Raw genomic sequence first — 23,970 nt, 5'->3', positions numbered from 1 at the left:
TAACGTTCCTTATTCTTTTACCATCATCACAGGAATAACCGCCTGTTGAGCTTGTTCTAATGCGGTTGTGACATCGGCAAAGCTGGTGATTTGCGTGTGTGCTATGCTATTTTTTTCGCAATAGTTAACCAACTTATCTTTAGCAAAGACAAAATCAACATTATGCGACACACAATAGTCTGACGTACCGTCACCAACATAAAGTATTTGTGGAAAATATTGTTGTTTTTTTACATGATTACATTTGCAATTACCGCTTTTTTTGATGCAGTCTTTGTTTGCATAGGGGAACTCAAGGCGCCAACTGCGCGCATTATTATGCAGTAATTTATTGGCAAAAATTGGCAACTGTTTAATACCATGACGTTTTAAAATAAACTCAATGGCATAATCAAGCCCATCGCTAACTATATGAACAGGGATGTTATTTTGTTCAGTATAATCAATAAAAGATTTAAAATCTGGATCTATTTCGATTTGTGATAAGACTTCATTAAGCTCATCTAAGCTTGCATCCATTAAGGCAATTTGTTTACTCATACATTCTTGAGAGCCAATTTTGCCATTAACCCATAATTCTTCAAGCTCATCACAACCATCCTGACCGAAATGGCTCAGTAACGTATCGGTAACATCTTTTACACTAATTGTGCCATCAAAATCACACAAGACAATTGGCGAGTGATGTTGTGTATAAGATGGATGAAAAAGAAAGTTTGTAATTGATGAAAAAGTATTCATGTTTAATGTAAAAATAGCCTATTTAAAGATATTGGCGCAAATTCTCTCATAGAGTAACTATAAACTTTGTAGGCTCTTTGTATATATTTTGTAACGAGGGGATAATTGTCTGTATAATGAGGCATCTCTAAGTAAAAGTGGCAGTAATTAAGAACAAATAATGAGTGAACGTATATTAATCATCGAAGATGATCAGCGGTTAGCCAATCTAATTCAAGTTTATCTTATTCGGCAAGGATATCTTGTTGAATGGCATAATAGCGGTGCAGGCGCTGAAGAAAGAATTCAACAGCTTAATCCAGATCTGGTTATATTAGATGTGATGTTACCTGAAAAAACGGGTTTTGATATTTGTCGTGATATACGCACATGGTTTACTAACTACATCCTTATAATGACAGCTAGCGAAGATAATATTGATGAAATCGTTGGACTGGAATTGGGGGCGGATGATTATTTAGCTAAGCCCGTTGAGCCAAGATTACTGCTTGCCCGCATACGAGCCTTATTAAGACGAAAACAGATAGAAACCGACAAAGACAATCATAAAGAATTGATTGTGCCATCAAATAATAAAACGCTAATATTTGACAATTTAGTTATCGATGGCGAAAACCGAAAAGTGCTTTTGCAAGAGCAAGAAATTGATTTAACAACCGCTGAATTTGATCTGCTATGGTTACTTGCGCATAATGCAGGGACAATTTTATCCCGAGATGATATTTTTTCTCAGGTAAGAGGGATCGATTTTGATGGTAGCGATCGTTCTATTGATGCACGGGTGTCAAGACTTCGTCGAAAATTACTCGATGATCCAGATAATCCATCGCGCATCAAAACCGTGCGTGGTAAAGGCTATTTATTTATGCGAGAGGGAGAAAGCCATTGAGCCAATTATTAGCCAAACCACTATTTTTTAATCGCCGAATTGTGTTTTATTTAGTCATTTTACTTTTATTGCAAAGTATCATTGCTTATGGTGCTTTATTGGTTTTCGATTCATTACCTTCATCGTTAACCGATATGCCTGATGATCATATTGTATTTCGAGAATCTCAACGAGGTACGGTAAACCTGATTCGTATGCAAATTAACGAGCACAAAGATCGTCCCCTTCAAGACGTGGTTAATGAATTACAACCTTATTTTGGTTACCCTATTGAAGTCTTGCCAATTAATACACCCTTACCCGATGCGGTACTTAACGAGTTACACAAACTGGACTTTTCTTATGATAGCGACAGAGAGGTCGTTTACATTGATTTAAAAGATGGTAATTTGCTCCAATTAGGTCCAATTGCTATGCGAGACATTTTGGCATCCAACACCATGTCATTGACCATCTTTCTTATTATTTGGGCTGTATTTAGTGCCATCATCTTTTTTATTTTAATTTATATGGCGTTTAGCGCTGTTTGGAAAGATTTGGTTAATATCAGGCAGACCGCCGAACAACTAGGACAAGGTAATTTAAAAGCACGAACCGAAAATGTAAAAGGTTGGTTGTTTAAACCGCTCGCTAACGTATTAAACAATATGGGCACACATATTGAACACTTAGTAAGTACCAATCAAACGATTTCTCATGCAATGGCACATGAACTACGCACTCCGCTTGCAAGAATGCGATTTGAACTTAGTATGCTTGAAGAAGCTAACGACGAACAAGAAAAACGTCTTTTACAAAAAGGCATGAGTGATGATATTAACGAGCTTGAAACATTAATCAATGCCAGCTTGAATTATTTTAAAATGCAGCAAAGCAATATCGAGCTAAACTTAACACGTGTAGCACTCAAAGAGTGGGGTGAAAAGGTGTGCCAATCACTGGCGTTATTCAAACCTAAAGAGTTTGAACTAACTTGTAATAGCCAAGATGCATACGCTATGATTGATACCAATTTAGTTGAAACCATTGTTAAAAATCTGCTACTTAATGCGTTTAAATATGCAGCTCATAAAGCGGTTTTAAATATCACCAAACATGAAAATCGTGTTATCCTTGAGATCGATGATGATGGCGCAGGTATTCCTTTTGATGCGCGCGAAAAGATTTTTATGCCTTTTGCCAGACTTGACACTAGCCGTACACGTTCAACCGGTGGTTATGGGCTTGGTTTAGCTTATGTAAAATTAATGGCAGAATTTCATGATGGCAAAGCGTTTGTTGTTACAAGTCCATTAGGTGGAGCAAGATTTGTGGTTTCGTTAAAATCGGGTGATGAATAGCGACTGTATTTATTTGGAAACATGGTCAAAAAGTGGTCAGAAAAGGTATTGATTTTATTGAAGTTTTTTGTTTGTGTTTTTTAGTTAACACATGGGTTATTTTATTAAAAAATGGCATTGTTTAACCAAAAGCCAATTTTGTCGATACAAATAGCCTGTTTTTCGTTTCAGAAATAACAAAAATTTGTTATATTCATCAACCAATACAAGAAGTAATAGCAAAGCAAATATTCTTAATTTGTTACTAATAAATATATCATCAGAGGTTTTTTATGAGCGGTTCACTACCGACAGAGACTGAAACTCGTCCGACTAATTTTATCCGCCAAATTATTGATGCGGATCTTGCTGCTGGCAAATATAAAACAACGCATACCCGCTTTCCGCCAGAACCAAATGGCTATTTACATATTGGGCATGCTAAATCAATTTGTTTAAATTTTGGTATTGCGCAAGACTATCAGGGTAAGTGTAACTTGCGTTTTGATGATACGAATCCTGCTAAAGAAGATATAGAGTATGTTGAGTCGATTAAACAAGATGTCCGTTGGTTAGGGTTTGAATGGGATGGCGAGATTTGTTACTCATCTGACTATTTTGACCGGCTATATGATTATGCAATTGAACTCATCAATAAAGGGCTTGCTTATGTAGATGAACTGTCTGCTGATGAAATTCGTGAATATCGTGGTACTTTAACGCAACCGGGTAAAAATAGTCCTTATCGTGATCGTAGTGTTGAAGAAAACCTAGCTCTTTTTATACAAATGAAAGAAGGCAAATTCGCCGAAGGTAAAGCCTGCCTACGTGCCAAAATTGACATGGCATCGCCATTTATTGTGATGCGTGATCCGGTGTTATACCGTATCAAATTTGCCGAGCATCACCAAACAGGCAACAAATGGTGCATTTACCCAATGTACGATTTTACCCATTGCATTTCAGATGCGATTGAAAACATCACCCATTCACTCTGTACGCTTGAATTCCAAGACAATCGTCGTTTATATGATTGGGTATTAGACAATATTACGATCGAAGCGCGTCCACACCAGTATGAATTTTCAAGATTAAATTTAGAGTATGCCATTACCTCTAAACGTAAGTTAAATCTATTAGTATCAGAAAACATTGTTGACGGCTGGGATGATCCGCGCATGCCAACGGTATCGGGTTTACGTCGTCGTGGTTATACACCTGCTTCAATCCGTGAGTTTTGCCGTCGAATTGGGGTGACTAAGCAAGAAAATACTGTTGAAATGAGTACCCTTGAGTTTTGTATTCGTGAAGACCTGAACGAAAACGCACCTCGCGCAATGGCAGTGCTAGATCCCGTTAAAGTTGTGATCGAGAACTTCTCAGACACGATTGACGAAGTGCTTAGCATGCCAAATCACCCAAACCGCCCAGAATTAGGTGCTCGCGAAGTGACCTTCACGCGTGAAATTTACATCGACCGAGCCGATTTTAGGGAAGAAGCTAACAAAAACTACAAGCGTTTAGTACTCGGTAAAGAAGTGCGTTTGCGTAATGCTTATGTTATTCGTGCTGAGCGCGTTGAAAAAGACGCCGAAGGCAACATCCAAACGATCTATTGTAGTTACGACCCTGCAACATTAAATAAAAATCCGGAAGATGGTCGTAAAGTGAAAGGCGTCATTCATTGGGTTTCGGCTAAGTTTGCCAAACCGGCTGAAATTCGTCTGTATGATCGTTTATTTAATACGCCAACCCCAGGTGCAGCCGAGGACTTTTTATCAACCATTAATCCTAATTCATTAATTATTAAACAAGGTTTTGTTGAGCCAAGTTTACAACATGCACAAGCCGAGCATGCTTATCAATTTGAACGTGAAGGCTATTTCTGTTTAGATAATAAATATGCAACCGAAGATAAGCTTGTGTTTAACCGAACCGTGGGTTTAAGGGATAGCTGGAACGAAGCATAATTTAACTAAGTCATTCGCCGACTTATTGGGGCGGCGAATGATTGTAGTTGCCACCTCATTTACATTACTTCAATCTAATTCAATAAATTATTCTTCGTGTTTAAACAATTTTGTTTGTTGATCTAAATAGCTCAGCACATCAGGCATTCGGTGTTTACCTGCCATTGATTGCACGCTATTGGCTGCATTTATTAGCGGTATGCCTATCGAGGTAACATATAACGGGTGCTTACTTTGACCGCGAAGAACTTCGATCAAATACTCGCTATTGCCTGAAAACGGCTTTTTAGCAACACCAATAATAGGAATGGTTTTGTTTAATGCATGATACAAATGCCCACCTAGCCCTATCTTACCTTCATCCAAATGCACATAACCATCAATCACAATGCAGGTAAGTTTACTTAAATCAATTTTATCAAGCAGTGACATAATGCAAGGCAATTCACGTTGATAAAACTGACCTGATTGATAGGGCGCAACATTATCTTGATAATCTGTGATTACCTGTTCAATTGCTGAGGTTGAATCAGTCCAATGATGAAATAAAACGCCGACCGATTTGGCGCGGTTATCAATGTAATAAACATCAATTGCAAGTATCATATTAAGTTATCTTCTATTTAAAACATTATTTATCAATGAATCAATACATTGAAACTAACTGAGTAAAATAACATAATTACTGTTATTAATTCAATGTGATAATATTCACTTCTGTATTGATTATTCTATTGATTATTATTAAATATACTTATTAAGTTTAGTTATTCCGATGGTCATAAGCCAATCCACTAAACAATACATCATTTAAAAAGTATAAGCCGTCAATCTGTTGCAAATAACTTAACTCTACCCGAACCGATGGGGTAAATTCAGTTTTATTTCTTCTCTCATTCATTTTATTTTCCTTTTCGCCCTGTTCTAATTATTGTGATGCGTGATCCGGTGTTATACCGCATCAAATTTGCCGAGCATCACCAAACAGGCAACAAATGGTGCATTTACCCAATGTACGATTTTACCCATTGTATTTCAGATGCGATTGAAAACATCACCCATTCACTCTGTACGCTTGCATTCCAAGACAATCGTCGTTTGTGTGACTAGGTATTAGACAATATTACGATCGAAGCGCGTCCGCACCAGTATGAATTTTCAAGATTAAATTTAGAGTACGCCATTACATTTAAACGTAAATTAAATCTACTCGTAGCTGAAAAAAATCGTCGATGGTTGGGACGATCTACGCATGCTAACGGTATCAGAATTACGTCGTCGTGGTTATATACCTTCCTAGATCCTTGAATTTTGCCGTCGAATTGGGGTGACCAAGCAAGAAAACATTGTCGAAATGAGTACCCTTGAGTTTTGTATTCGTGAAGACCTGAACGAAAACGCACCTTGCGCATATGCAACAGAAGAAAAGCGCATGCATAATCGAACTGTGGATTTAAGAGATAGCTAGAACGAGGCATAATTTAACTCAATTATCACCGACTTATTGAGTCGGCAAATATCCACAATAACCACTTCAATTCCCTTTACTTCAATCTAATTTTTCCAATCCCGACAACGCTACCATCACTATCCAAAAATTGGTCAGGAAAGGCATTGATTTTATTTAAGTTTTTATTTGATTGTTTTTACTCAAAAAACAGCAAAAAAAACGTTTTTCAAGACATTACTTTATTAATAAAACTTTACAAAAATAAATAAAAAAAAATTAGTTGTCCATTATGATGCGGAATATAATTTCGTTATAGGACAAAAGTCCCGTTAGTTGAATAAGTAAATAATTCTAAAATTCTTATAAAAAACTCACTTAACAGGTTGGTTGGTATGTATTGCAATTCCTCAGTGTATCTTTTTGGTTATCAAAGTTGTAGTTATCAAGATTCCTCACGAGTTTTATTTTTACCGCTGAATTTAGCGAAATTATTAGTATTTTCTCTGAGCTTGACACCTTTGTTATTACTTTCTTCGTTTAGTGTACAGGCGTTATCGGTTTATACATCACAAACTATTGAAGGTACTGCGCCGTATTTAACGTTCGACGGTGGTCGAACAAGGGTTACTTCAACGGATAGTTTGTTGTCTATTAAGTTGCAGGATGGCTCAGTCATCACGCCGTCTACTAATACATCAAGTGTATCAAATCCAATAAGATTGCCTTATGCAGGGAATACTCTGGATGATATAGATATGATAGTCCCGTCATCGGCTAGTTCAGTTGATTTAAGTGATTTAATCACTAGGTATAATTATTGGGGGGATGATGATGGGGATGGACAGGGTACAAGTGGTATTACTGCTACAGGGAGGATATCGGTATCGTTTACGGATAAGGATGGCAATACTTTTAATCGTAGTGATGCATTGGATATATGTAATGCTCCTTATAGAGTAGCTTTAAGTAGTACAGGGGGAAGTTTAACTACCCAGTATGGGGTGCCAAGGAGTAGTAGTTTTAGTGGAGCTGCGGTGGATTATTATATCAATCCGTATAACACTGTTCCTCGTATTTGTCACGCAAGGCCAAATCTTGAAAAGGGAACGGAAATAAATGGAACGGGAATTCACCGCGGTCCATCTGACATATGGAACCCTGATAAGGGTTTTTTAGTTCAGTCAACAAGTCCATCATCTTATAACCGAAACTTTCCGACAACAGGTGCTGATGGATTATATTTTGATTTGGACATAGGTGGAATCGATGCAAGTCAGTTGACGTGGTCTTCGGTCGCTCGGGGTGGAATAACGGCTACAGTGACAAGTGTTACACCTAGTGATGGATGGATTCCTAGTATTGATAGAGGAAAAGTTGTCGCACGTGTTAAGTTAAGCGGTCCTAGGGCTGATAGTACTCAAATAAACTCAAGTAGTCCTAGTCCTCTAGCTGTACCATCTTTGCCGCAGACCTTTGAGTTGGTAGGTAGGGATGGTAGTGGTAATGAGGTGAGGTATGGATTTGTGTTAAAGCAGTGGTTCGTCCATCGGAATAAGAGAACTAGTTTTCAGTTCAACCAATCCACTTGGTGTAATAGTTTGGGTTATCGTCTTGCTAGGGTTAGGGATTTAACTAACGCGATTTGTTCTGGTGCGATGTCAGGTCCATTTTGCCAAGGTTCTGTCGGCGCCACGCCATCCTCAGTTTTTAATGGTTACCAGCGTCACATAGGTGCAGGATTTTTCACGGAGTGGGGCGACATGTACGGTTACGCTGATGCGGGCTTCAGCAACTACTACTGGACAAGCGACGTGTCAGGTCGTAATGGCTTCAATGTCCAATTGGTCAACGGCTCCGTCGAAAACGACAGTGTCAACTTGATGTATAACGCTGTTTGCACTGCACCTTAGCTTTTATTTCTTATTCCTTAATCCTTGGGCCGCGGGGGCGGTTATGGTGCAGATAGAGGATAATCTAACAAAGAATAAAGCCCCCGCGTAAGTTGGGGCATTTTTCCTTAGGGTTGCGCTGTTGCGGCGAAGCCACAATCGCGCCGCCCCCGCCGCTGACGACGCTGAAAGTGTCGATGGCAATCCTAGTGGATAATGCTGTGGCGGTTTAAATTTGTGGTCTATTTATAGTACGGCAAGGTTTCGGACGTTTTGACCTTGGGTGAATAAAATAGCCACAGTGACCACGTCCGAGCAAAGGGAATTAAAGCGAATTCCCTTTGCAATCCGACGCTTTGGCTACAGAATGTGGCCTACGGCACTACTCGTATCATCCTGATACTCGCCTCTACGAGGCCATCTTCGCTGTGCTCAGATGTTCAAATTTGTTCCAGACAAATTTGTCCGCCGCCGCTCGGTCTTAACGCACCGTTTGTGGACGCGTTCCAGACGCACCATAAACTCGCCAAACAGGGACGTTTGGCGAGGCTATGCTTCGCCGGGAGCGAATCATAGCCGGTGCGTCAAGACCGAGCGACGGCGTCGGGTAGCCGCAGGCCACATTCTGCAGCCAAAGCGCGGGATTGCTAAGGGAATTCGCTCTAATTCCCTTAGCTCGGACGTGGTCACTGTGGCTATTTTGTTCACTATAGGTCAAAACGTCCGAAACCTCTGCACCTAATTCATTCTATTCACCAAAACAAAAAGGCCTGATTTTCCGCCCAAAAATCGGTCAGAAAAGGTATTGATTTTATTAAAGTTTTTTCGATTGTTTTTTAACAAAAAAACAAACTCCCCCCACCATCACCCGATTAATTGTATTTAATATAGCCACATCGTACGCTTTCTTTTATAATATTATTCTATTTTCCCCCTATTTTTAGCTTAAAAAGAGTAATTTTCATGAAAATTTTAGCTGGCTGTTCTGCTTTATCTGCATTTCGTATTAGTAAAATCTTATCTACTTGTTGTGAAAAATCCATCCCTGTTATTGATATTGAAGCCCAATATCTCCATTTTGTTGATTTGGCAGGCGAGTTAACGGCTGAACAACAGCTAACTTTAGATAAATTATTACAATACGGTCCTAAAACCGCACAAATCAATGTTAAAGAGACATCTAGCAAGCAACTTTTTTTAGTTACTCCAAGAGCCGGAACCATTTCGCCTTGGTCGTCAAAAGCGACGGACATTGCGCATAATTGTGGCTTGTTACAGATTCGACGTATTGAGCGAGGAATCGCTTATTATGTGCAAGTGAGTTCGCCATTAACCGATTCACAAAAAAACGATTTTTTATCATTGATTCACGATCGCATGATGGAAGCCGTTTTTAGTCGTGTTGAGCAAGCCGAGCAGCTATTCCACGTTGAGTCACCTACGCCTGTAACAACCGTTGATTTATTAGGCCAGGGACGCAAGGCCTTAGAAGACGCTAACCTTAAATTAGGTTTGGCATTAGCGCCTGATGAAATTGATTATTTAGTTGAAAATTTTGAAAAATTAAAACGTAATCCGACAGATATTGAACTTTATATGTTTGCGCAAGCCAACTCTGAGCATTGTCGCCATAAGATTTTTAATGCTGATTGGATTATTGATGGTAAAAAACAGCCTAAATCACTGTTTAAGATGATCAAAAATACTTTTGAACACACCCCCGATTATGTTTCATCTGCTTATAAGGATAATGCCGCTGTGATGGATGGCTCGAAAGTTGGGCGCTTTTTTGCCGATAATGAGAATAAAACCTACGGCTATCATCAAGAATATGCGGATATTTTAATGAAAGTGGAAACGCATAATCATCCAACTGCTATATCGCCTTGGCCGGGTGCAGCAACGGGGAGTGGTGGTGAGATTCGTGACGAGGGTGCAACTGGGCGCGGGGCTAAACCGAAAGCGGGATTGGTTGGGTTTTCGGTTTCTAATTTGCGTATTCCTAACTTTGAACAGCCTTGGGAATACGATTTTGGTAAGCCTGATCGTATTGTCAGTGCGTTTGATATTATGATGGATGGTCCTTTAGGGGGAGCCGCGTTTAATAATGAATTTGGTCGTCCGGCTTTATTGGGGTATTTCCGTACTTATGAAGAAAAGGTCAATAGCCATAATGGTGAGGAGCTTAGAGGGTACCATAAGCCGATTATGTTGGCAGGCGGTATGGGTAATATACGTCGTGAACATATCCAAAAGGGTGAGTTTCCGGCTGGCTCTAAGCTGATTGTGTTAGGTGGTCCTGCGATGAATATTGGCTTAGGTGGTGGGGCGGCGTCGTCTATGGCGTCGGGCCAGTCTGATGCCGATTTGGATTTTGCTTCTGTTCAGCGTGATAACCCTGAAATGGAGCGCCGTTGTCAGGAGGTTATCGATCGTTGTTGGCAACTTGGTGAAGATAATCCTATTTTATTTATTCATGATGTGGGTGCTGGCGGTTTGTCTAATGCTATGCCTGAGCTAGTTAGTGACGGTGGCTGTGGTGGTCAATTTGAGCTACGTAAAATACTTAACGATGAGCCAGGGATGTCACCGCTAGAAATCTGGTGTAATGAATCGCAAGAACGTTATGTGCTTGCCATCCATCCGGATAAATTGGCCCTGTTTGATGAGCTTTGCCAACGCGAGCGGGCGCCTTATGCGGTGATTGGTCAAGCAACTGCCAATAAAGCTGTTACTTTGCATGATGATCATTTTAATAATAATCCAATTGATTTGCCATTGGATGTGCTCCTTGGTAAAACACCTAAAATGCAACGAGATGTTAAGACCCATCAAGCACATGGCGATAATTTTTCAACTGCTGATATTAATTTATATGATGCGGTTAAACGGGTTTTACATTTGCCAACCGTTGCTGAAAAGACCTTTTTAATTACCATTGGTGATCGCTCTGTGACGGGGATGGTATCGCGCGATCAAATGGTTGGCCCATGGCAAATGCCTGTTGCTGATTGTGCGGTTACGACTGCAAGCTTAGATAGCTATTATGGCGAAGCTATGTCAATCGGTGAACGCGCCCCCGTTGCTTTGCTTAACTTTGCCGCTTCAGCAAGGCTTGCCGTTGGCGAGGCGATTACCAATATTGCCGCAACGAATATCGGCGATATCAAACGTATCAAGCTTTCAGCTAACTGGATGGCCGCTGCTGGCCATCCGGGCGAAGATGCCGGTCTTTATCAAGCAGTTAAAGCCATTGGCGAAGAATTATGCCCAGCATTGGGTCTGGCTATTCCTGTTGGTAAAGATTCGATGTCGATGAAAACCACATGGCAACAAGATGGTGAACAAAAAACAGTGACGTCGCCATTATCGTTGGTGATTTCGGCATTTGCGCGCGTTGAAGATGTGCGTAAAACCGTGACACCGCAATTGCGTGTCGATCAAGATAATACGTTATTGTTGGTTGATTTATCGAAAGGTCACCAAGCGTTAGGCGCAACTGCACTGGCACAGGTGTACCGTCATTTAGGTCAAAAAACAGCGGATGTTCATGATGTTAAGGAGCTTGCGGCTTTTTATCAAGCAATTCAATTCTTAGTCAGTCAAAATGCTCTGCTTGCTTATCATGATCGTTCTGATGGAGGGCTGTTTGTGACATTGGCTGAGATGGCTTTTGCTGGGCATTGTGGTGTTGATGTTGATATTTCTCAATTAGGTCATGATGTGATTGCTTCGCTATTTAATGAGGAGCTTGGTGCTGTTATTCAGGTGGCCAATAGTTGTTTAGACGATGTGATGGCTTGCTTTAAGCAGTTTGGCTTATCCCATGCAGTTTATGCTTTGGGTAGTGCTAAAGCAGGACAACAATTTATTGTGCGTAATAAATCTGCTGTGGTTTATAGTGAGTCGCGCTCAACGTTAAGAACATGGTGGGCCGAAACAACTTGGCAGATGCAGCGGTTACGTGATAATCCTGAGTGTGCAGATCAAGAACATCAAGCCAAACAAAATGAAGATGATCCAGGATTAAGTGTGCACTTAACTTTTGATCCTCAAGCAGATATTGCAGCGCCTTATATTGTCACTGGCGTAAAACCTAAAGTGGCTGTGTTACGTGAACAAGGTGTTAATTCGCATGTCGAAATGGCCGCCGCATTCAATCGAGCTGGTTTTGAAGCCATTGATGTGCATATGACGGATCTGCTTTCTGGTCGTATTACGCTTGATCCATTTAGTACACTGGTTGCTTGTGGTGGCTTTTCTTATGGTGATGTGTTGGGTGCTGGCGAAGGTTGGGCTAAATCGGTGCTGTTTAATGAGCGAGTTCGGTATGAGTTTGAGCAGTTTTTCCATCGCGGCGATACGTTATCGTTAGGGGTTTGTAACGGTTGCCAAATGATGTCGAATTTGAAGGATTTGATTCCGGGGGCTGATCTGTGGCCACGCTTTGTTCGTAATGTGTCAGAACGCTTCGAAGCTCGTTTTAGTCTAGTGAAAATTCAATCAAGCCCATCTTTGCTGTTTACCGGTATGACGGACTCTTATATGCCAATTGCGGTTTCGCATGGGGAAGGACGGGTTGAAGTTGCTGATGATGCGCATTTAACGCATTTAGAAGCCTCTGGATTAGTTGCTATGCGTTATATTGACCATTTTGGTCAAGTCACAGAGCAATATCCTAATAATCCGAATGGTTCTCCAAATGGGATCACTGCAGTCACCTCTAAAGATGGTCGCGCAACGATTATGATGCCTCATCCTGAGCGTGTATTTAGAACTGTAACAAATTCTTGGCACCCAGATAATTGGGGCGAAGATAGTCCATGGATGCGCCTATTCCGTAATGCGCGTAAGCAATTGGGTTAAATAAAAAAATCGCCGATATTTTTGTCGGCGATTTTGTTATTAGTGTTTAGGCTTTAGCTGATTGCTGCTGCCTTTGGGTGAGCGGTTTTGCTAATTGGTTATTCATTTTTTGTAATAATTGTTCGGTACTTTCCCAATTAATACAAGCATCAGTGACTGATACGCCATATTTCAAGTTTTCTGGCGGTTGTTCAGACGATTGATTGCCTTCAAATAAGTTACTTTCAATCATTACACCAATAATTGAGTTATTGCCATGTTCAATTTGTTCAATAATTGAGTCGGCAACAATCGGTTGATTGCGATAATCTTTGTTGGAATTAGCATGACTACAATCAATCATTAAGTTAGGTAACAATCCCGCCTTTTTCATTTGTGTTTCACATAATGCGACATTTTCAGCATCAAAATTTGGCGTTTTGCCACCACGCAAAATAACATGACCGTGTGGATTGCCCATGGTTTGTAAAACGGTTACTTGCCCTTGTTGATTGATCCCCACAAAGCGGTGCGCCATTGATGCCGATTTCATGGCGTTAATGGCGACATCTAAACTACCATCGGTGCCATTTTTAAAGCCGACTGGCATTGATAGTCCTGATGCCATTTCTCGATGGGTTTGTGATTCAGTGGTTCTTGCGCCGATTGCTGACCAGCTAATTAAATCGCCAATATATTGTGGTGTGTTTGGATCTAATGCTTCGGTTGCAATAGGTAACCCAATTTTGGTGATATCAAGTAATAATTTGCGTGCTTTTTTAAGTCCATGTTCAATATCAAATGAGCTGTCCATATGTGGGTCGTTAATCATTCCTTTCCAACCTACGGTGGTGCGTGGTTTTTCAAAATAGACACGCATGACAATAAATAGGTGATCGTTGACTTCGTCGGATAGTTTTTTTAATTTATGTGCATATTCAATTGCTGCAACAGGGTCATGAATAGAGCAAGGACCGCATACGATAAGTAATCGATGATCTCGGCGTTCTAAAATATCAACAATGGTTTGTCTTGATGAGGCAATTTGCTTTTCTAGATCATTAGATAGCGGATAAAGTTTTTTTATCTCTATGGGGGTAACTAGCATGTGTTCGTCCCTAATTCTGACATTATTTAGTGAATCTTTTAACATTTTTATTTTCCTTGTTAAAATCTTGCAATTATTTATATGTAAAATTTTTATTACATAAACGTTTAATATGTAAACACAAAATTACATAATAGTAAATTAAATTTTCACTTATTAATCAGAATTTATTAGGGTTGTTTTTATTTTGTAGTTTTAGTAAATTTATTTTTACATTTTAATTGTGTAGAGCTTTATGCGTGTTGATTTAATCTGAGATCTGATAATAATGATTAAGCTAGGTTACCCTAGCTTAATGATAATTAAGGTCAATGCTAAATTTGGATAGCGCTAAATTAGAGTTGAAGTGCTATTATTTATTCGCTTTGTTGTCCAATAATAGTATAAATTTACCATCATTTTGTTTTTCTAGGCGGAATTTCCTTACCCATCTAAAATATGTATAGAATGTTGGGTCAGAAGTCAACTTACTGGTAAACTTAATGCGATAAGTTGTATTTGCTTGCAAAGGGTATTCAATTTTCAAGCATTCGCCAGAACGAATGTTATCTCCTTTCCAATTATCTTTTTCCCAATCCTCTAGGAAGCCCTTTTCTGATAGAGTTGTTTCTGTAATATAAATAGTATCAATGGGAATTGATTGGTTTGCCATAATTTGGTTTGTAGGTATGCTGATACATAGTTGATTGTCATTATTTAATGTTATATCTGGTGTAACAGTAACAACTTCAGTTTTGTAGTGTGGGTAGCAGCCTGTTAGTGATATTAACGGAATAATAATTAATAATATAATTGCGAAGTTCTTTTTCATAAGGTTATTTATTGTTGTGATAAAGTTATGTTTGTTATTTAAATTGGTTTAATATGTTGTTTGTTTAATACTCTAACAATTGTAATGAGCCATCGTTTTGTTTTTTTAGTATCAATCTTTTATCTAATCTTTTAACTACATTCCAACCTTCGCTGTTTTGTTGTATTGCTTTAATAAATACATAGTAACGTATATCGGTTTTAAATTGATAATCAAGATTTAAGCATTCACCAGGGTGAACTTGGTATTGCATTTTTACGCCTGTATCAGTCATTCCACTATAATATCTTGTGCGATCATACGTAGGGCCATCTTTTATTTTCTCACTGATACTTATAAACCTAATATTAAATAACCTATTTTGGGAGTATTTTCCCTTGGGGATGCTGATACATAGCTGATTGTTATTTAATTCTACATCAGGTCGTTCTCGTACTGGTTGGCGAAATAGTAGACAGCATCCTGTTGTTGTTGATAATATTAAAATCATTATTAGTATTTGAATGAGGTTTTTTTTCATGCAGATGATCCTTTACTTTTTTATTCCTTCCTAATTTTTAAAGCGGTTTATTATTTTTGTAAAAATGTTTTAGTAGTTTAACGATATTTGGTGTAGAGTTAAAAAATATGGCTAATATTAGACGTTAGCAATAGATTCTAATACGATATTTTTATCAATACCATCCATCACATCAACATGCCCAATTTTAGTTGGCACAACAAGTCTTAACTGCCCAGATAGTACTTTTTTATCTCGTAACATGTGTGGAAGGTAAGATTCAATCGGCATTTGTGCCGGTCTGTTAACCGGTAGCTTAGCACGTATTAATAAGTTTTTTATTCTATCAATATCTGCTTGCGTTAATTGTCCGAGTAATTTGGCGGTGTGTGCGGCCATTAACATTCCCACGCTGACGGCTTCGCCATGTAGCCAGTTTCCATAGCCTAGTTCTGCTTCTATAGCATGACCATAAGTATGACCAAGATTTAAAATGGCGCGCATGTCTTGTTCTGTTTCATCAGCAGCAACCACTTTTGCTTTTAGTTCACAGCAATGGTAAATACAGTAACTTAATGCGTTAACATCTAAATTTAATAAATCTTCTATATGCTGTTCTAACCAATTAAAAAATTCGGGGTCTAAAATAATGCCGTATTTTATGACTTCAGCAAGTCCTGCTGACAGCTCTCTTTGTGGTAAGGTTTTTAAGCAGTTTAGATCAATAACTACTGCTTGTGGTTGGTAAAAAGCACCAATCATGTTTTTGCCAAGCGGATGGTTAATGGCTGTTTTTCCGCCAACCGATGAATCAACTTGGGAAAGTAGTGTAGTTGGTACTTGAATAAATTTAATACCACGTTGGTAAGCCGATGCAGCAAATCCAGCAACATCCCCGATGACACCCCCACCAAGTGCAATAAGGATTGAATTACGTGTATGGTTATTGGCAAGTAAGGCGGTTAGGATCGTGTTCCATGTTTCTATGGTTTTGTATTGTTCGCCATCAGGTACAACAATAGAGTCAGTTTTTACACCCTGCTTTTCAAGCATATCAGTGAGTGTTTGTAAATAAAGTGGAGCGATAGTTTCGTTGGTTGCAATTAGTACGCGTTGACCTGCCTTGAGTTTAAAATGTTGAAATTCGCTCAGTAGATTTTCACCAATTGTGATGGGATAACTGCGGTTGGCTAACGCCACATTTAACATTTTTTGCATATTAATTTCCAGACAAGTCAAAACGGATTTATTGTTGCAATGTTATCGATAAAAGAGTGGCAGTGCAACTTAGAATCATTTAAACTTATCAACAATTTTGATTTGTGATGTTAAATTTTATATGTCTATCTCTATTGTTTTAGCACAAAAAAATTGGCATGTTGGCGATATTGAAGGTAATGCTCAACAGATTATTGAGCTAATTAGTCGCCATTCGTCCGATGACCTCATTGTTTTTTCTGAACTTGCTTTATGCGGTTATCCTCCCGAGGATTTAATATATCGATCCGATTTTAAAGATCGCTGTCAAAGGGCGCTTGCTTTAATTCAACAAGCAAGTAAACACTGTGCGATTATTGTTGGGCATCCACATTGGCAAGATGAGCATATTTATAATGCCCTTTCATTTTTTTGTGATGGGAAATTGTTGGCTTGTTACCATAAACAGTTACTGCCTAATTATGATGTATTTGATGAGAAGCGTTACTTTACTGCCGGCGATCAAACTTGTGTTGTGAACTTTAAAGGACAAAAGATTGGTTTGTTAATTTGTGAAGATCTTTGGCAAAATCAGCCAATCGATAATATTAAACAAGCTCAAGCTGATTTTGTGGTGGCAATTAATGCTTCACCATATGATTATGAAAAACAGCAACAACGATATGATTTAGTTAAACAGCATGCAAAACGCATCGGTTTACCGATTGTTTATGTCAACCAAGTTGGGGGGCAAGATGAGTTGGTTTTTGATGGTTGTTCTTTTGCCTGTAATGGGCAAGGCGAGGTGATTTGCCAACTTCAAGCTTTTAAAGAAGATATGACCGTTTTGGATTTGACCAATTCTTTTAGTATTGAGTGTTCACAGCCACAATCAGAAGCGGCTGTTTTAGCTTCCGTCTATGATGCTTTAGTTTTAGCAACAAGAGACTATATTATTAAAAATGGTTTTGAAGGTGCTGTTTTAGGGCTTTCTGGTGGGATTGATTCTGCGCTGACGTTGGCAATTGCTGTCGATGCATTAGGTAAAGATAAAGTACAAGCTGTGATGATGCCATTTCGTTATACAGCCGATATCAGTATTGCTGATGCTAAGGAAGAAGCTGAGATATTAGGGGTTGAATTTGATATTGTTTCCATTGAGCCAATGTTTGATGCGTTTATGTCATCGCTAACCCCACTGTTTTTAGGCACAGCAAAAGATACCACAGAGGAAAATCTGCAAGCGCGCTGTCGTGGTGTTATTTTAATGGCTCTATCAAATAAACGACGCAGATTGGTGCTGACAACGGGTAATAAAAGCGAAATGTCGGTTGGTTATGCAACGCTTTATGGCGATATGGCCGGTGGGTTTGATGTGCTTAAAGATGTTCCTAAAACGATGGTTTTTGCATTGTCTAAATATCGAAATACTCGTTCTTATGTGATTCCTGAGCGAGTGATAACTCGTCCCCCTTCAGCAGAACTTGCTCCAGATCAAAAAGATGAAGATAGTTTGCCTCCTTATGATATTTTAGATGGTATATTAAAAGGTTATGTTCAACTTGATCTTTCCATTGAACAACTTATTGCACAAGGCTATGATGAAGCGACAATAAGGCGAGTTATTAAATTGGTTGATATCAATGAGTATAAACGCCGCCAATCAGCAGTTGGTCCTAAAATCACTGCTCGTAATTTTGGTAAAGGTCGACGTTATCCCATCACTTCTGCCTTTGGGTTTAAAAATTGGTAATCTCGGATTAAGGGAAAATAGATATGAAAAAAATTGAAGCTATTATTAAACCATTTAAATTAGACGATATTCGAGAGGCGCTAGCTGATCAAGGTATTACCGGCATGACAGTGACTGAGGTTAAAGGTTTTGGGCGCCAAAAGGGACATACCGAACTTTACCGTGGTGCGGAATATATGGTTGATTTTTTGCCGAAAGTAAAAATTGAACTGATTGTCCCTGACGATATTTTAGAAATGTGTATAGAGACGATTATGAAAACAGCGCAAACAGGTAAAATCGGTGATGGAAAAATTTTTGTTTATAATGTTGAACAAGTAATTCGGATTCGAACTGGTGAAATGGATGAATCAGCGATTTAATTTAAATTATTGAATGTCTGGCCGCTCTTGTTTTAGTAATTGAGGTGTTACAACACCTTGAATGGAGCAAATAAGAAGGGTCATATTTGGTCCTTTTTCAAGTAATAATAGCTTTTCGGTAGTATCCGGTGCTGGGATCGTTTTGACGCCAACAACAGTGCCGGTATTTTTATGCCAGACTTGGGTGTCGTCATTAATACTTCGAATCATTGGATTTCCAATATAAAGAAGGTTTTCTTCCATATTTTTCCAATTTATTTCTTTCAGTGTCTCTTTTATTTGATTAATATCATTGTCTATGATAAATCCCCAGAAATAATATTTTCCTATCTTTCCAAGATCCATTGCACTGTCATAATAGCCTGTGATTGTTAGGTTTTTATAAGACATTGGTGTTTTAAAATAAACATAGTTTCTATCTAAATTAGTACGATTTTCTACAGGAATATAGGCCTGATTTTGATTGAAAACCTTGATGTCAGTATATTTTTCTAATTCTTCTTTATTGGCGTAAACATCTTTAAAAAAAGATGGTGTGCACAATGTTAATGAGTCAATTAATGGTAATTTCTCGGCGGATGCGATAAAAGAGTAAAACATAAAAAATAGAGCAATAAATTTTTTTACCATATTGATTTGACTTGACAAAAATTAGGTACCATTAAGTTAGTTAATTAGTTTCGATTGTATAATTATTATGACAGAATAACAATGTTAAAGCGGTTTTTCTTTTTAAGAATTGTTAAGATTTGTTTATTTTATGATGATTTTTTTACAAAAGATTGATTTTATTTCACAAAAACATACTTTATCAAGTAATAATGTATTTAATGTTTATATATGGAAGACAGATCGCATAATTATGAATTTATTTAGAAATTGTTTGAATATGAAATAACTATAATTTAGATTAATTGATAAGTTATTTTGGTTGCTTAATAAAGTTTAAATGGAAATTGATTATGTGTTCAACATTTGCAAATCGAATTTTAACAGAGCTTTCTGATGTTAAAGATATTTCAATTAAAACATTTTTCGGCGGATTTAGCGTTAACAGTAAAGATATCATGTTTGGCTGGATTACTCAAAAAGACTTTTATTTAAGAGGACATCCTGATTATCGATCAATTTTTATTGATTTAGGCATGCAACCATTAAGCATAACAATGGGTATGTCAACTAAATTACTTGATTACTATAAGGTTGGTGATGTACTTTTTAATGACCATAAAAAGTTACTTGCTATGGTAACAATGGTGATTGAATATACTAAAAAAGAACAATATGAAAAAGGTAAACTCAAAGAAAAACGGATAAAAGAGATGCCAAATATGACTTTGTCATTAGAAAGATTATTATGCAGTGTCGGAATTAAAGATGTTGAATCCTTTCAAGAAGAGGGATATTTAAGCGCATATTATAAAATAAAACAAAAGAAGGCGGCAATTTCAATTAATATTCTGTTTGTTTTATATAGTTCATTGAAGCGGTTTCATGTTGCTACCTTATCTAAGGAAACTAAAAAAGCAATTGAGCTTGAATATCAATGTTTTTTAAATCAGATAGATAGCAATTTAAATGAAAAATAATTTTGGTATTGGTATTAATTATTGCGAATAATATCATCATCAAAAGTTATCCTAAAATAAAGCTATTTAAAAATGATGTAGTTAAAGTATTATCGTATTTTTAGATAGCTTTTTATAGTTGATATTATCTCGCTTTTTTACTACCAACTGTTTTGTTAGTTAGTAGGTTTTCTTCTTGGTGGACGCCTAAAAGGTTTTGGAGTTGGTAAATCGACCAATAATGCAGAAGGATCATATTGGCTAACGGGAATTGCATGAGCAATTGCTTTTTCAATAGCAGGTAGGTTTTGCGAATAGCGTTCACAAGCTAGTGAAATTGAGTAACCTTCAGCGCCAGCACGTCCTGTTCGTCCGATTCGATGTCGATAATCATCGCAATCATCGGGTAGATCATAATTGAAAACGTGAGTAACATTTGGGATATGTAATCCTCGAGCCGCGACATCGGTGGCAACTAAAATATCAAGTTGTCCTTGTGTGAATTGCTCTAAAATTGATAAACGCTTTTTCTGAGCGATATCGCCTGTTAATAGGCCAACTCGATGGCCGTCAGCAATAAGGTGTCGCCAAATTTTTTCACAAGCTACTTTGGTGTTAGCAAATACAATGCAGCGATCTGGCCATTCTTCTTCGATAAGCGTTTGTAATAGTGCCAATTTATCTTCATTCGAGGGGAAAAATAGCTCTTCTTTGATGCGATGACCAATTTTTTGTTCTGGCTCAACTTCGACATATTGTGGATTATTCATGTGCTCAAAAGCTAATTCACGCACATTGTGTGTTAATGTCGCAGAAAACAACATAGTTAACCTTTTGTTCGGTGGAGTCATATGCTTGAAGATCCAACGGATATCGCGAATAAACCCTAAATCAAACATGCGATCGGCTTCGTCTAATACAACAACTTGGATTGCTTCTAAATTAATGTAATTTTGCTTTGCATAGTCAATTAATCGCCCTGTCGTAGCAATTAAAATATCAATGCCAGTCGAGAGCATTTTTAATTGTTTATCATAGCCATCACCACCAAAAGCAAGTCCTAATTTAAGTCCTGTTTCTTCCGATAAGCGTTCTGCGTCATGGTATATTTGCACAACTAATTCGCGTGTTGGTGCAATAATGATAGCTCTTGGCTGATTGATTTTGTGATCGGGTAAAGGTTCATGATTCAACAAGTGATTAAATGTTGACGCCAAAAACGCCATGGTTTTGCCTGTTCCTGTTTGCCCTTGTCCGGCGATATCAATTCCTTTGGTAGTTAATGGCAATGTTTTTTCTTGAATAGGAGTGCAATAAATAAACTCTTTTTTCTCAAGTGCTTTTAACACTAAAGGATGAAGAGGGAATTGGCTAAAAGTTGTTTTGGTAAGATATGCTTGAATCATTGTGATTGTGAATATAATTACAGAATTTTTGTATTATAACATATTCAATACGGTGGCATCACTAATAATTATATCCTATTATACTAATTACTAGTAGGGAAATACAAAGTAATCTATTATTGCATACCAGTGAAAGTATGTTGGAGATAAAAATGAGTAATAATATCGTTCTGTTATCGGAAGCTACATTTGATAAAACAATTAATGAATCAGCAAAGCCCGTACTCGTTGATTTTTGGGCCCCATGGTGTGGACCTTGTAAAATGATTGCTCCGATCTTGGAAGAAATAGCGCAAGAATATGGTGATAAAATTGTTGTTGCTAAATTGAATGTTGAAGAAAACCCTAATGTGGCACCTAAGTTTGGTATTCGAGGCATTCCTACCTTATTGATTTTTAAAAATGGGCAAGTTGTTGCGACTCAAGTAGGGGCTTTATCTAAGGCTCAACTCAAAAACTTTATTGACCCTCAATTATAACAAATACCTTGTATTTGACACTAGAAATCAAAGAAGTTAAGGGAGTAATGACCTATTCATTACTCTTTTATTTTTTACCAGATGCCGTAATATAGATTAATTGATTCAATTAAATATAGACAGATTAGTATTTTTAGTGTACATTGCAAACCTCTTACAAATATTCCTTTCTAAAATTCATTGTTTTTATTGGTAAAGTGGTGAAATTCAATATTCAGATCTTCAATTATCATCAAAAGCTTAGTAATCGATTGAATTTATGTGTTGTAAGGGAAAGAAATTTTTTATAAGTGAATGAAACTAATATACAAAAACAATATTAATTGCAAACATATCAATTTTATCCTCAAGAATTTTTAAAATTATGAATTTAACTGAATTAAAAAACACTTCTGTCTCTGAGCTTGTCGCGCTTGGTGAAAAAAAAATGGGGCTTGAAAATCTTGCCCGCCTTAGAAAACAAGACATTATTTTTGCAATCTTAAAGCAGCATGCCAAAAGTGGTGAAGATATTTTTGGTGATGGTGTACTAGAAATTTTGCAAGATGGATTTGGCTTTTTGCGTTCAGCTGATAGTTCTTATTTAGCTGGACCAGATGATATTTATGTGTCGCCAAGTCAGATTCGACGATTTAATTTAAGGACTGGTGATACTATTGCGGGTAAAATCCGTCCGCCAAAAGAAGGTGAGCGATATTTTGCTTTGTTAAAAGTAAATGAAGTCAATCACGATAAGCCAGAAGACGCCCGCAACAAAATTCTTTTCGAAAACTTAACTCCACTTCATCCCAATTCTCGTTTAAGAATGGAACGAGGCAATGGTTCAACCGAAGATATCACAGCAAGAGTGCTTGATTTGGCTTCGCCAATTGGTAAAGGTCAACGTGGTTTGATTGTTGCACCACCTAAAGCGGGTAAAACAATGCTTCTGCAAAATATTGCACAAAGTTTAGCTGTTAATCATCCTGAATGTGAGTTAGTTGTATTGATGATTGATGAGCGCCCAGAAGAAGTGACCGAAATGCAACGTTTAGTTAAAGGCGAAGTCGTTGCTTCGACATTTGATGAACCAGCTGCAAGGCATGTTCAGGTCGCTGAAATGGTTATTGAACGAGCAAAACGTTTAGTCGAACATAAAAAAGATGTGATTATTTTATTAGACTCAATCACACGTTTAGCACGAGCTTACAATACGGTTGTTCCTTCATCAGGTAAAGTTTTAACTGGTGGTGTAGATGCGAATGCGTTGCATCGTCCAAAACGCTTTTTTGGTGCTGCCCGTAATGTAGAAGATGGTGGGAGCTTAACCATTATTGCAACAGCATTAATTGATACTGGTTCAAAAATGGATGAAGTTATCTACGAAGAGTTCAAAGGTACGGGGAATATGGAAGTCCATTTATCACGTAAAATTGCTGAACGCCGAGTCTTCCCTGCTATTGACTTTAATCGTTCTGGTACACGTAAAGAAGATTTAATGACTTCGCCAGATGAACTGCAAAAAATGTGGATTTTACGTAAGATTCTTAACCCAATGGGTGAGACTGATGCGATGGAGTTCTTGATTGATAAACTGTCCATGACTAAAACTAATGATGAGTTTTTTGAAATGATGAAACGGTCATGATTTGCGCAGTTGATAGTAAATATCATTAAAGTAATCAAAATGAGCCGTATTATATTC

The 23,970-nt window shown here is 37.9% G+C and carries 19 protein-coding genes and 1 pseudogene; 11 read left to right on the top strand and 9 right to left on the bottom strand.

From position 1 onward, the window contains the following. Positions 1-9 precede the first annotated feature (9 nt). Positions 10-741: an MtnX-like HAD-IB family phosphatase gene (locus tag GYX25_RS07020; RefSeq protein ID WP_091348299.1), complete on the bottom strand. Its 732-nt coding sequence runs from the start codon at positions 739-741 to the stop codon at positions 10-12. 160 nt (positions 742-901) lie between these two features. On the opposite strand from GYX25_RS07020, the gene GYX25_RS07015 reads away from it, so the two are divergent. From GYX25_RS07015 to glnS, 3 genes are all read left to right on the top strand, one after another. Further along, complete coding sequence (locus GYX25_RS07015) at positions 902-1,630, top strand: winged helix-turn-helix domain-containing protein (protein ID WP_091348296.1); 729 nt, start codon at positions 902-904, stop codon at positions 1,628-1,630. Next, positions 1,627-2,970, top strand: coding sequence for an ATP-binding protein (locus tag GYX25_RS07010; RefSeq protein WP_091348292.1), 1,344 nt, complete (start codon positions 1,627-1,629; stop codon positions 2,968-2,970). The genes GYX25_RS07015 and GYX25_RS07010 overlap by 4 nt, the downstream gene beginning before the upstream one ends. Before the next feature lie 272 nt (positions 2,971-3,242). Next, positions 3,243-4,919, top strand: a complete 1,677-nt coding sequence (gene glnS, locus GYX25_RS07005) for a glutamine--tRNA ligase (protein ID WP_174787056.1) — start codon at positions 3,243-3,245, stop codon at positions 4,917-4,919. An 87-nt stretch (positions 4,920-5,006) separates the two neighbouring features. On the opposite strand, the gene GYX25_RS07000 is transcribed toward glnS, so the two are convergent. Together GYX25_RS07000 and GYX25_RS06995 are read right to left on the bottom strand one after the other, a co-directional pair. Continuing rightward, a complete protein-coding gene (locus GYX25_RS07000; RefSeq protein ID WP_174787055.1) occupies positions 5,007-5,525 on the bottom strand; it encodes an endonuclease V in 519 nt (172 codons plus the stop codon). Positions 5,526-5,682: 157 nt separating this feature from the next. Further along, a complete protein-coding gene (locus tag GYX25_RS06995) occupies positions 5,683-5,820 on the bottom strand; it encodes a hypothetical protein (RefSeq protein WP_167349317.1) in 138 nt (45 codons plus the stop codon). 29 nt (positions 5,821-5,849) lie between these two features. Here GYX25_RS06995 and GYX25_RS11420 point away from each other — a divergent pair. From GYX25_RS11420 to purL, 3 genes and pseudogenes are all read left to right on the top strand, one after another. Then, a pseudogene (locus GYX25_RS11420) lies at positions 5,850-6,336 on the top strand (glutamate--tRNA ligase family protein); the annotation flags it as partial. Positions 6,337-6,761: 425 nt separating this feature from the next. Next, complete coding sequence (locus tag GYX25_RS06985) at positions 6,762-8,279, top strand: hypothetical protein (protein WP_174787054.1); 1,518 nt, start codon at positions 6,762-6,764, stop codon at positions 8,277-8,279. A 942-nt stretch (positions 8,280-9,221) separates the two neighbouring features. Beyond that, positions 9,222-13,124: a phosphoribosylformylglycinamidine synthase gene (purL, locus tag GYX25_RS06980; protein WP_174787053.1), complete on the top strand. Its 3,903-nt coding sequence runs from the start codon at positions 9,222-9,224 to the stop codon at positions 13,122-13,124. 46 nt (positions 13,125-13,170) lie between these two features. Here the strand turns inward: purL and GYX25_RS06975 are convergent, their stop codons facing one another. The 4 genes from GYX25_RS06975 to aroB all read right to left on the bottom strand — a co-directional run bounded on the left by GYX25_RS06975 (position 13,171) and on the right by aroB (position 16,730). After that, a complete protein-coding gene (locus GYX25_RS06975) occupies positions 13,171-14,256 on the bottom strand; it encodes a 3-deoxy-7-phosphoheptulonate synthase (protein WP_091348275.1) in 1,086 nt (361 codons plus the stop codon). Positions 14,257-14,563: 307 nt separating this feature from the next. After that, entirely contained in the window at positions 14,564-15,022 is a 459-nt protein-coding gene (locus tag GYX25_RS06970; protein WP_174787052.1) for a putative T6SS immunity periplasmic lipoprotein, read from the bottom strand. Between the two features lie 64 nt (positions 15,023-15,086). After that, positions 15,087-15,542, bottom strand: a complete 456-nt coding sequence (locus GYX25_RS06965; protein WP_091348269.1) for a putative T6SS immunity periplasmic lipoprotein — start codon at positions 15,540-15,542, stop codon at positions 15,087-15,089. Positions 15,543-15,659: 117 nt separating this feature from the next. Next, on the bottom strand, positions 15,660-16,730 hold the full coding sequence (aroB, locus tag GYX25_RS06960) for a 3-dehydroquinate synthase (RefSeq protein WP_446718916.1): 1,071 nt from the start codon (positions 16,728-16,730) through the stop codon (positions 15,660-15,662). 130 nt (positions 16,731-16,860) lie between these two features. Between aroB and GYX25_RS06955 the strand changes: the two genes are divergently transcribed. Together GYX25_RS06955 and glnB are read left to right on the top strand one after the other, a co-directional pair. Continuing rightward, positions 16,861-18,471, top strand: a complete 1,611-nt coding sequence (locus GYX25_RS06955) for an NAD+ synthase (RefSeq protein WP_174787050.1) — start codon at positions 16,861-16,863, stop codon at positions 18,469-18,471. 23 nt (positions 18,472-18,494) lie between these two features. Further along, positions 18,495-18,833, top strand: coding sequence for a nitrogen regulatory protein P-II (gene glnB / locus GYX25_RS06950; protein ID WP_065586186.1), 339 nt, complete (start codon positions 18,495-18,497; stop codon positions 18,831-18,833). Positions 18,834-18,839: 6 nt separating this feature from the next. Here glnB and GYX25_RS06945 read toward each other — a convergent pair whose 3' ends face one another. Then, complete coding sequence (locus GYX25_RS06945) at positions 18,840-19,463, bottom strand: hypothetical protein (RefSeq protein WP_091348261.1); 624 nt, start codon at positions 19,461-19,463, stop codon at positions 18,840-18,842. 332 nt (positions 19,464-19,795) lie between these two features. Between GYX25_RS06945 and GYX25_RS06940 the strand changes: the two genes are divergently transcribed. Beyond that, a complete protein-coding gene (locus tag GYX25_RS06940; protein WP_091348257.1) occupies positions 19,796-20,422 on the top strand; it encodes a TfoX/Sxy family protein in 627 nt (208 codons plus the stop codon). Between the two features lie 155 nt (positions 20,423-20,577). On the opposite strand, the gene rhlB is transcribed toward GYX25_RS06940, so the two are convergent. After that, positions 20,578-21,807 (bottom strand): ATP-dependent RNA helicase RhlB, encoded by a 1,230-nt coding sequence (gene rhlB, locus GYX25_RS06935; protein ID WP_091348253.1) that lies wholly within the window; start codon positions 21,805-21,807, stop codon positions 20,578-20,580. Between the two features lie 152 nt (positions 21,808-21,959). Here rhlB and trxA point away from each other — a divergent pair, with 152 nt between their 5' ends. Both trxA and rho read left to right on the top strand, forming a co-directional pair. Continuing rightward, on the top strand, positions 21,960-22,286 hold the full coding sequence (gene trxA, locus GYX25_RS06930) for a thioredoxin TrxA (protein ID WP_091348250.1): 327 nt from the start codon (positions 21,960-21,962) through the stop codon (positions 22,284-22,286). Positions 22,287-22,650: 364 nt separating this feature from the next. Next, the gene (rho, locus tag GYX25_RS06925; RefSeq protein ID WP_091348247.1) at positions 22,651-23,913 is read left to right on the top strand and encodes a transcription termination factor Rho; all 1,263 of its coding nucleotides are present in this window, start codon (positions 22,651-22,653) and stop codon (positions 23,911-23,913) included. Positions 23,914-23,970: the final 57 nt, after the last annotated feature.

Source organism: Gilliamella sp. ESL0254, assembly GCF_013344985.1.
In the GTDB taxonomy this organism is placed as follows: Bacteria; Pseudomonadota; Gammaproteobacteria; order Enterobacterales; family Orbaceae; genus Gilliamella; species Gilliamella bombicola.
Note: the sequence above shows the minus strand (reverse complement) of the source record. Positions and strands in the feature narration are given on the sequence as shown.

Bases quoted from the DNA above. Each gene is read 5' to 3' on its own strand.
- GYX25_RS07020 (WP_091348299.1), bottom strand. From the start codon at position 741: ATGAATACTTTTTCATCAATTACAAACTTTCTTTTTCATCCATCTTAT.
- GYX25_RS07015 (WP_091348296.1), top strand. From the start codon at position 902: ATGAGTGAACGTATATTAATCATCGAAGATGATCAGCGGTTAGCCAAT.
- glnS (WP_174787056.1), top strand. From the start codon at position 3,243: ATGAGCGGTTCACTACCGACAGAGACTGAAACTCGTCCGACTAATTTT.
- GYX25_RS07000 (WP_174787055.1), bottom strand. From the start codon at position 5,525: ATGATACTTGCAATTGATGTTTATTACATTGATAACCGCGCCAAATCG.
- GYX25_RS06995 (WP_167349317.1), bottom strand. From the start codon at position 5,820: ATGAATGAGAGAAGAAATAAAACTGAATTTACCCCATCGGTTCGGGTA.
- GYX25_RS06985 (WP_174787054.1), top strand. From the start codon at position 6,762: ATGTATTGCAATTCCTCAGTGTATCTTTTTGGTTATCAAAGTTGTAGT.
- purL (WP_174787053.1), top strand. From the start codon at position 9,222: ATGAAAATTTTAGCTGGCTGTTCTGCTTTATCTGCATTTCGTATTAGT.
- GYX25_RS06975 (WP_091348275.1), bottom strand. From the start codon at position 14,256: ATGTTAAAAGATTCACTAAATAATGTCAGAATTAGGGACGAACACATG.
- GYX25_RS06970 (WP_174787052.1), bottom strand. From the start codon at position 15,022: ATGAAAAAGAACTTCGCAATTATATTATTAATTATTATTCCGTTAATA.
- GYX25_RS06965 (WP_091348269.1), bottom strand. From the start codon at position 15,542: ATGAAAAAAAACCTCATTCAAATACTAATAATGATTTTAATATTATCA.
- aroB (WP_446718916.1), bottom strand. From the start codon at position 16,730: ATGTTAAATGTGGCGTTAGCCAACCGCAGTTATCCCATCACAATTGGT.
- GYX25_RS06955 (WP_174787050.1), top strand. From the start codon at position 16,861: ATGTCTATCTCTATTGTTTTAGCACAAAAAAATTGGCATGTTGGCGAT.
- glnB (WP_065586186.1), top strand. From the start codon at position 18,495: ATGAAAAAAATTGAAGCTATTATTAAACCATTTAAATTAGACGATATT.
- GYX25_RS06945 (WP_091348261.1), bottom strand. From the start codon at position 19,463: ATGGTAAAAAAATTTATTGCTCTATTTTTTATGTTTTACTCTTTTATC.
- GYX25_RS06940 (WP_091348257.1), top strand. From the start codon at position 19,796: ATGTGTTCAACATTTGCAAATCGAATTTTAACAGAGCTTTCTGATGTT.
- rhlB (WP_091348253.1), bottom strand. From the start codon at position 21,807: ATGATTCAAGCATATCTTACCAAAACAACTTTTAGCCAATTCCCTCTT.
- trxA (WP_091348250.1), top strand. From the start codon at position 21,960: ATGAGTAATAATATCGTTCTGTTATCGGAAGCTACATTTGATAAAACA.
- rho (WP_091348247.1), top strand. From the start codon at position 22,651: ATGAATTTAACTGAATTAAAAAACACTTCTGTCTCTGAGCTTGTCGCG.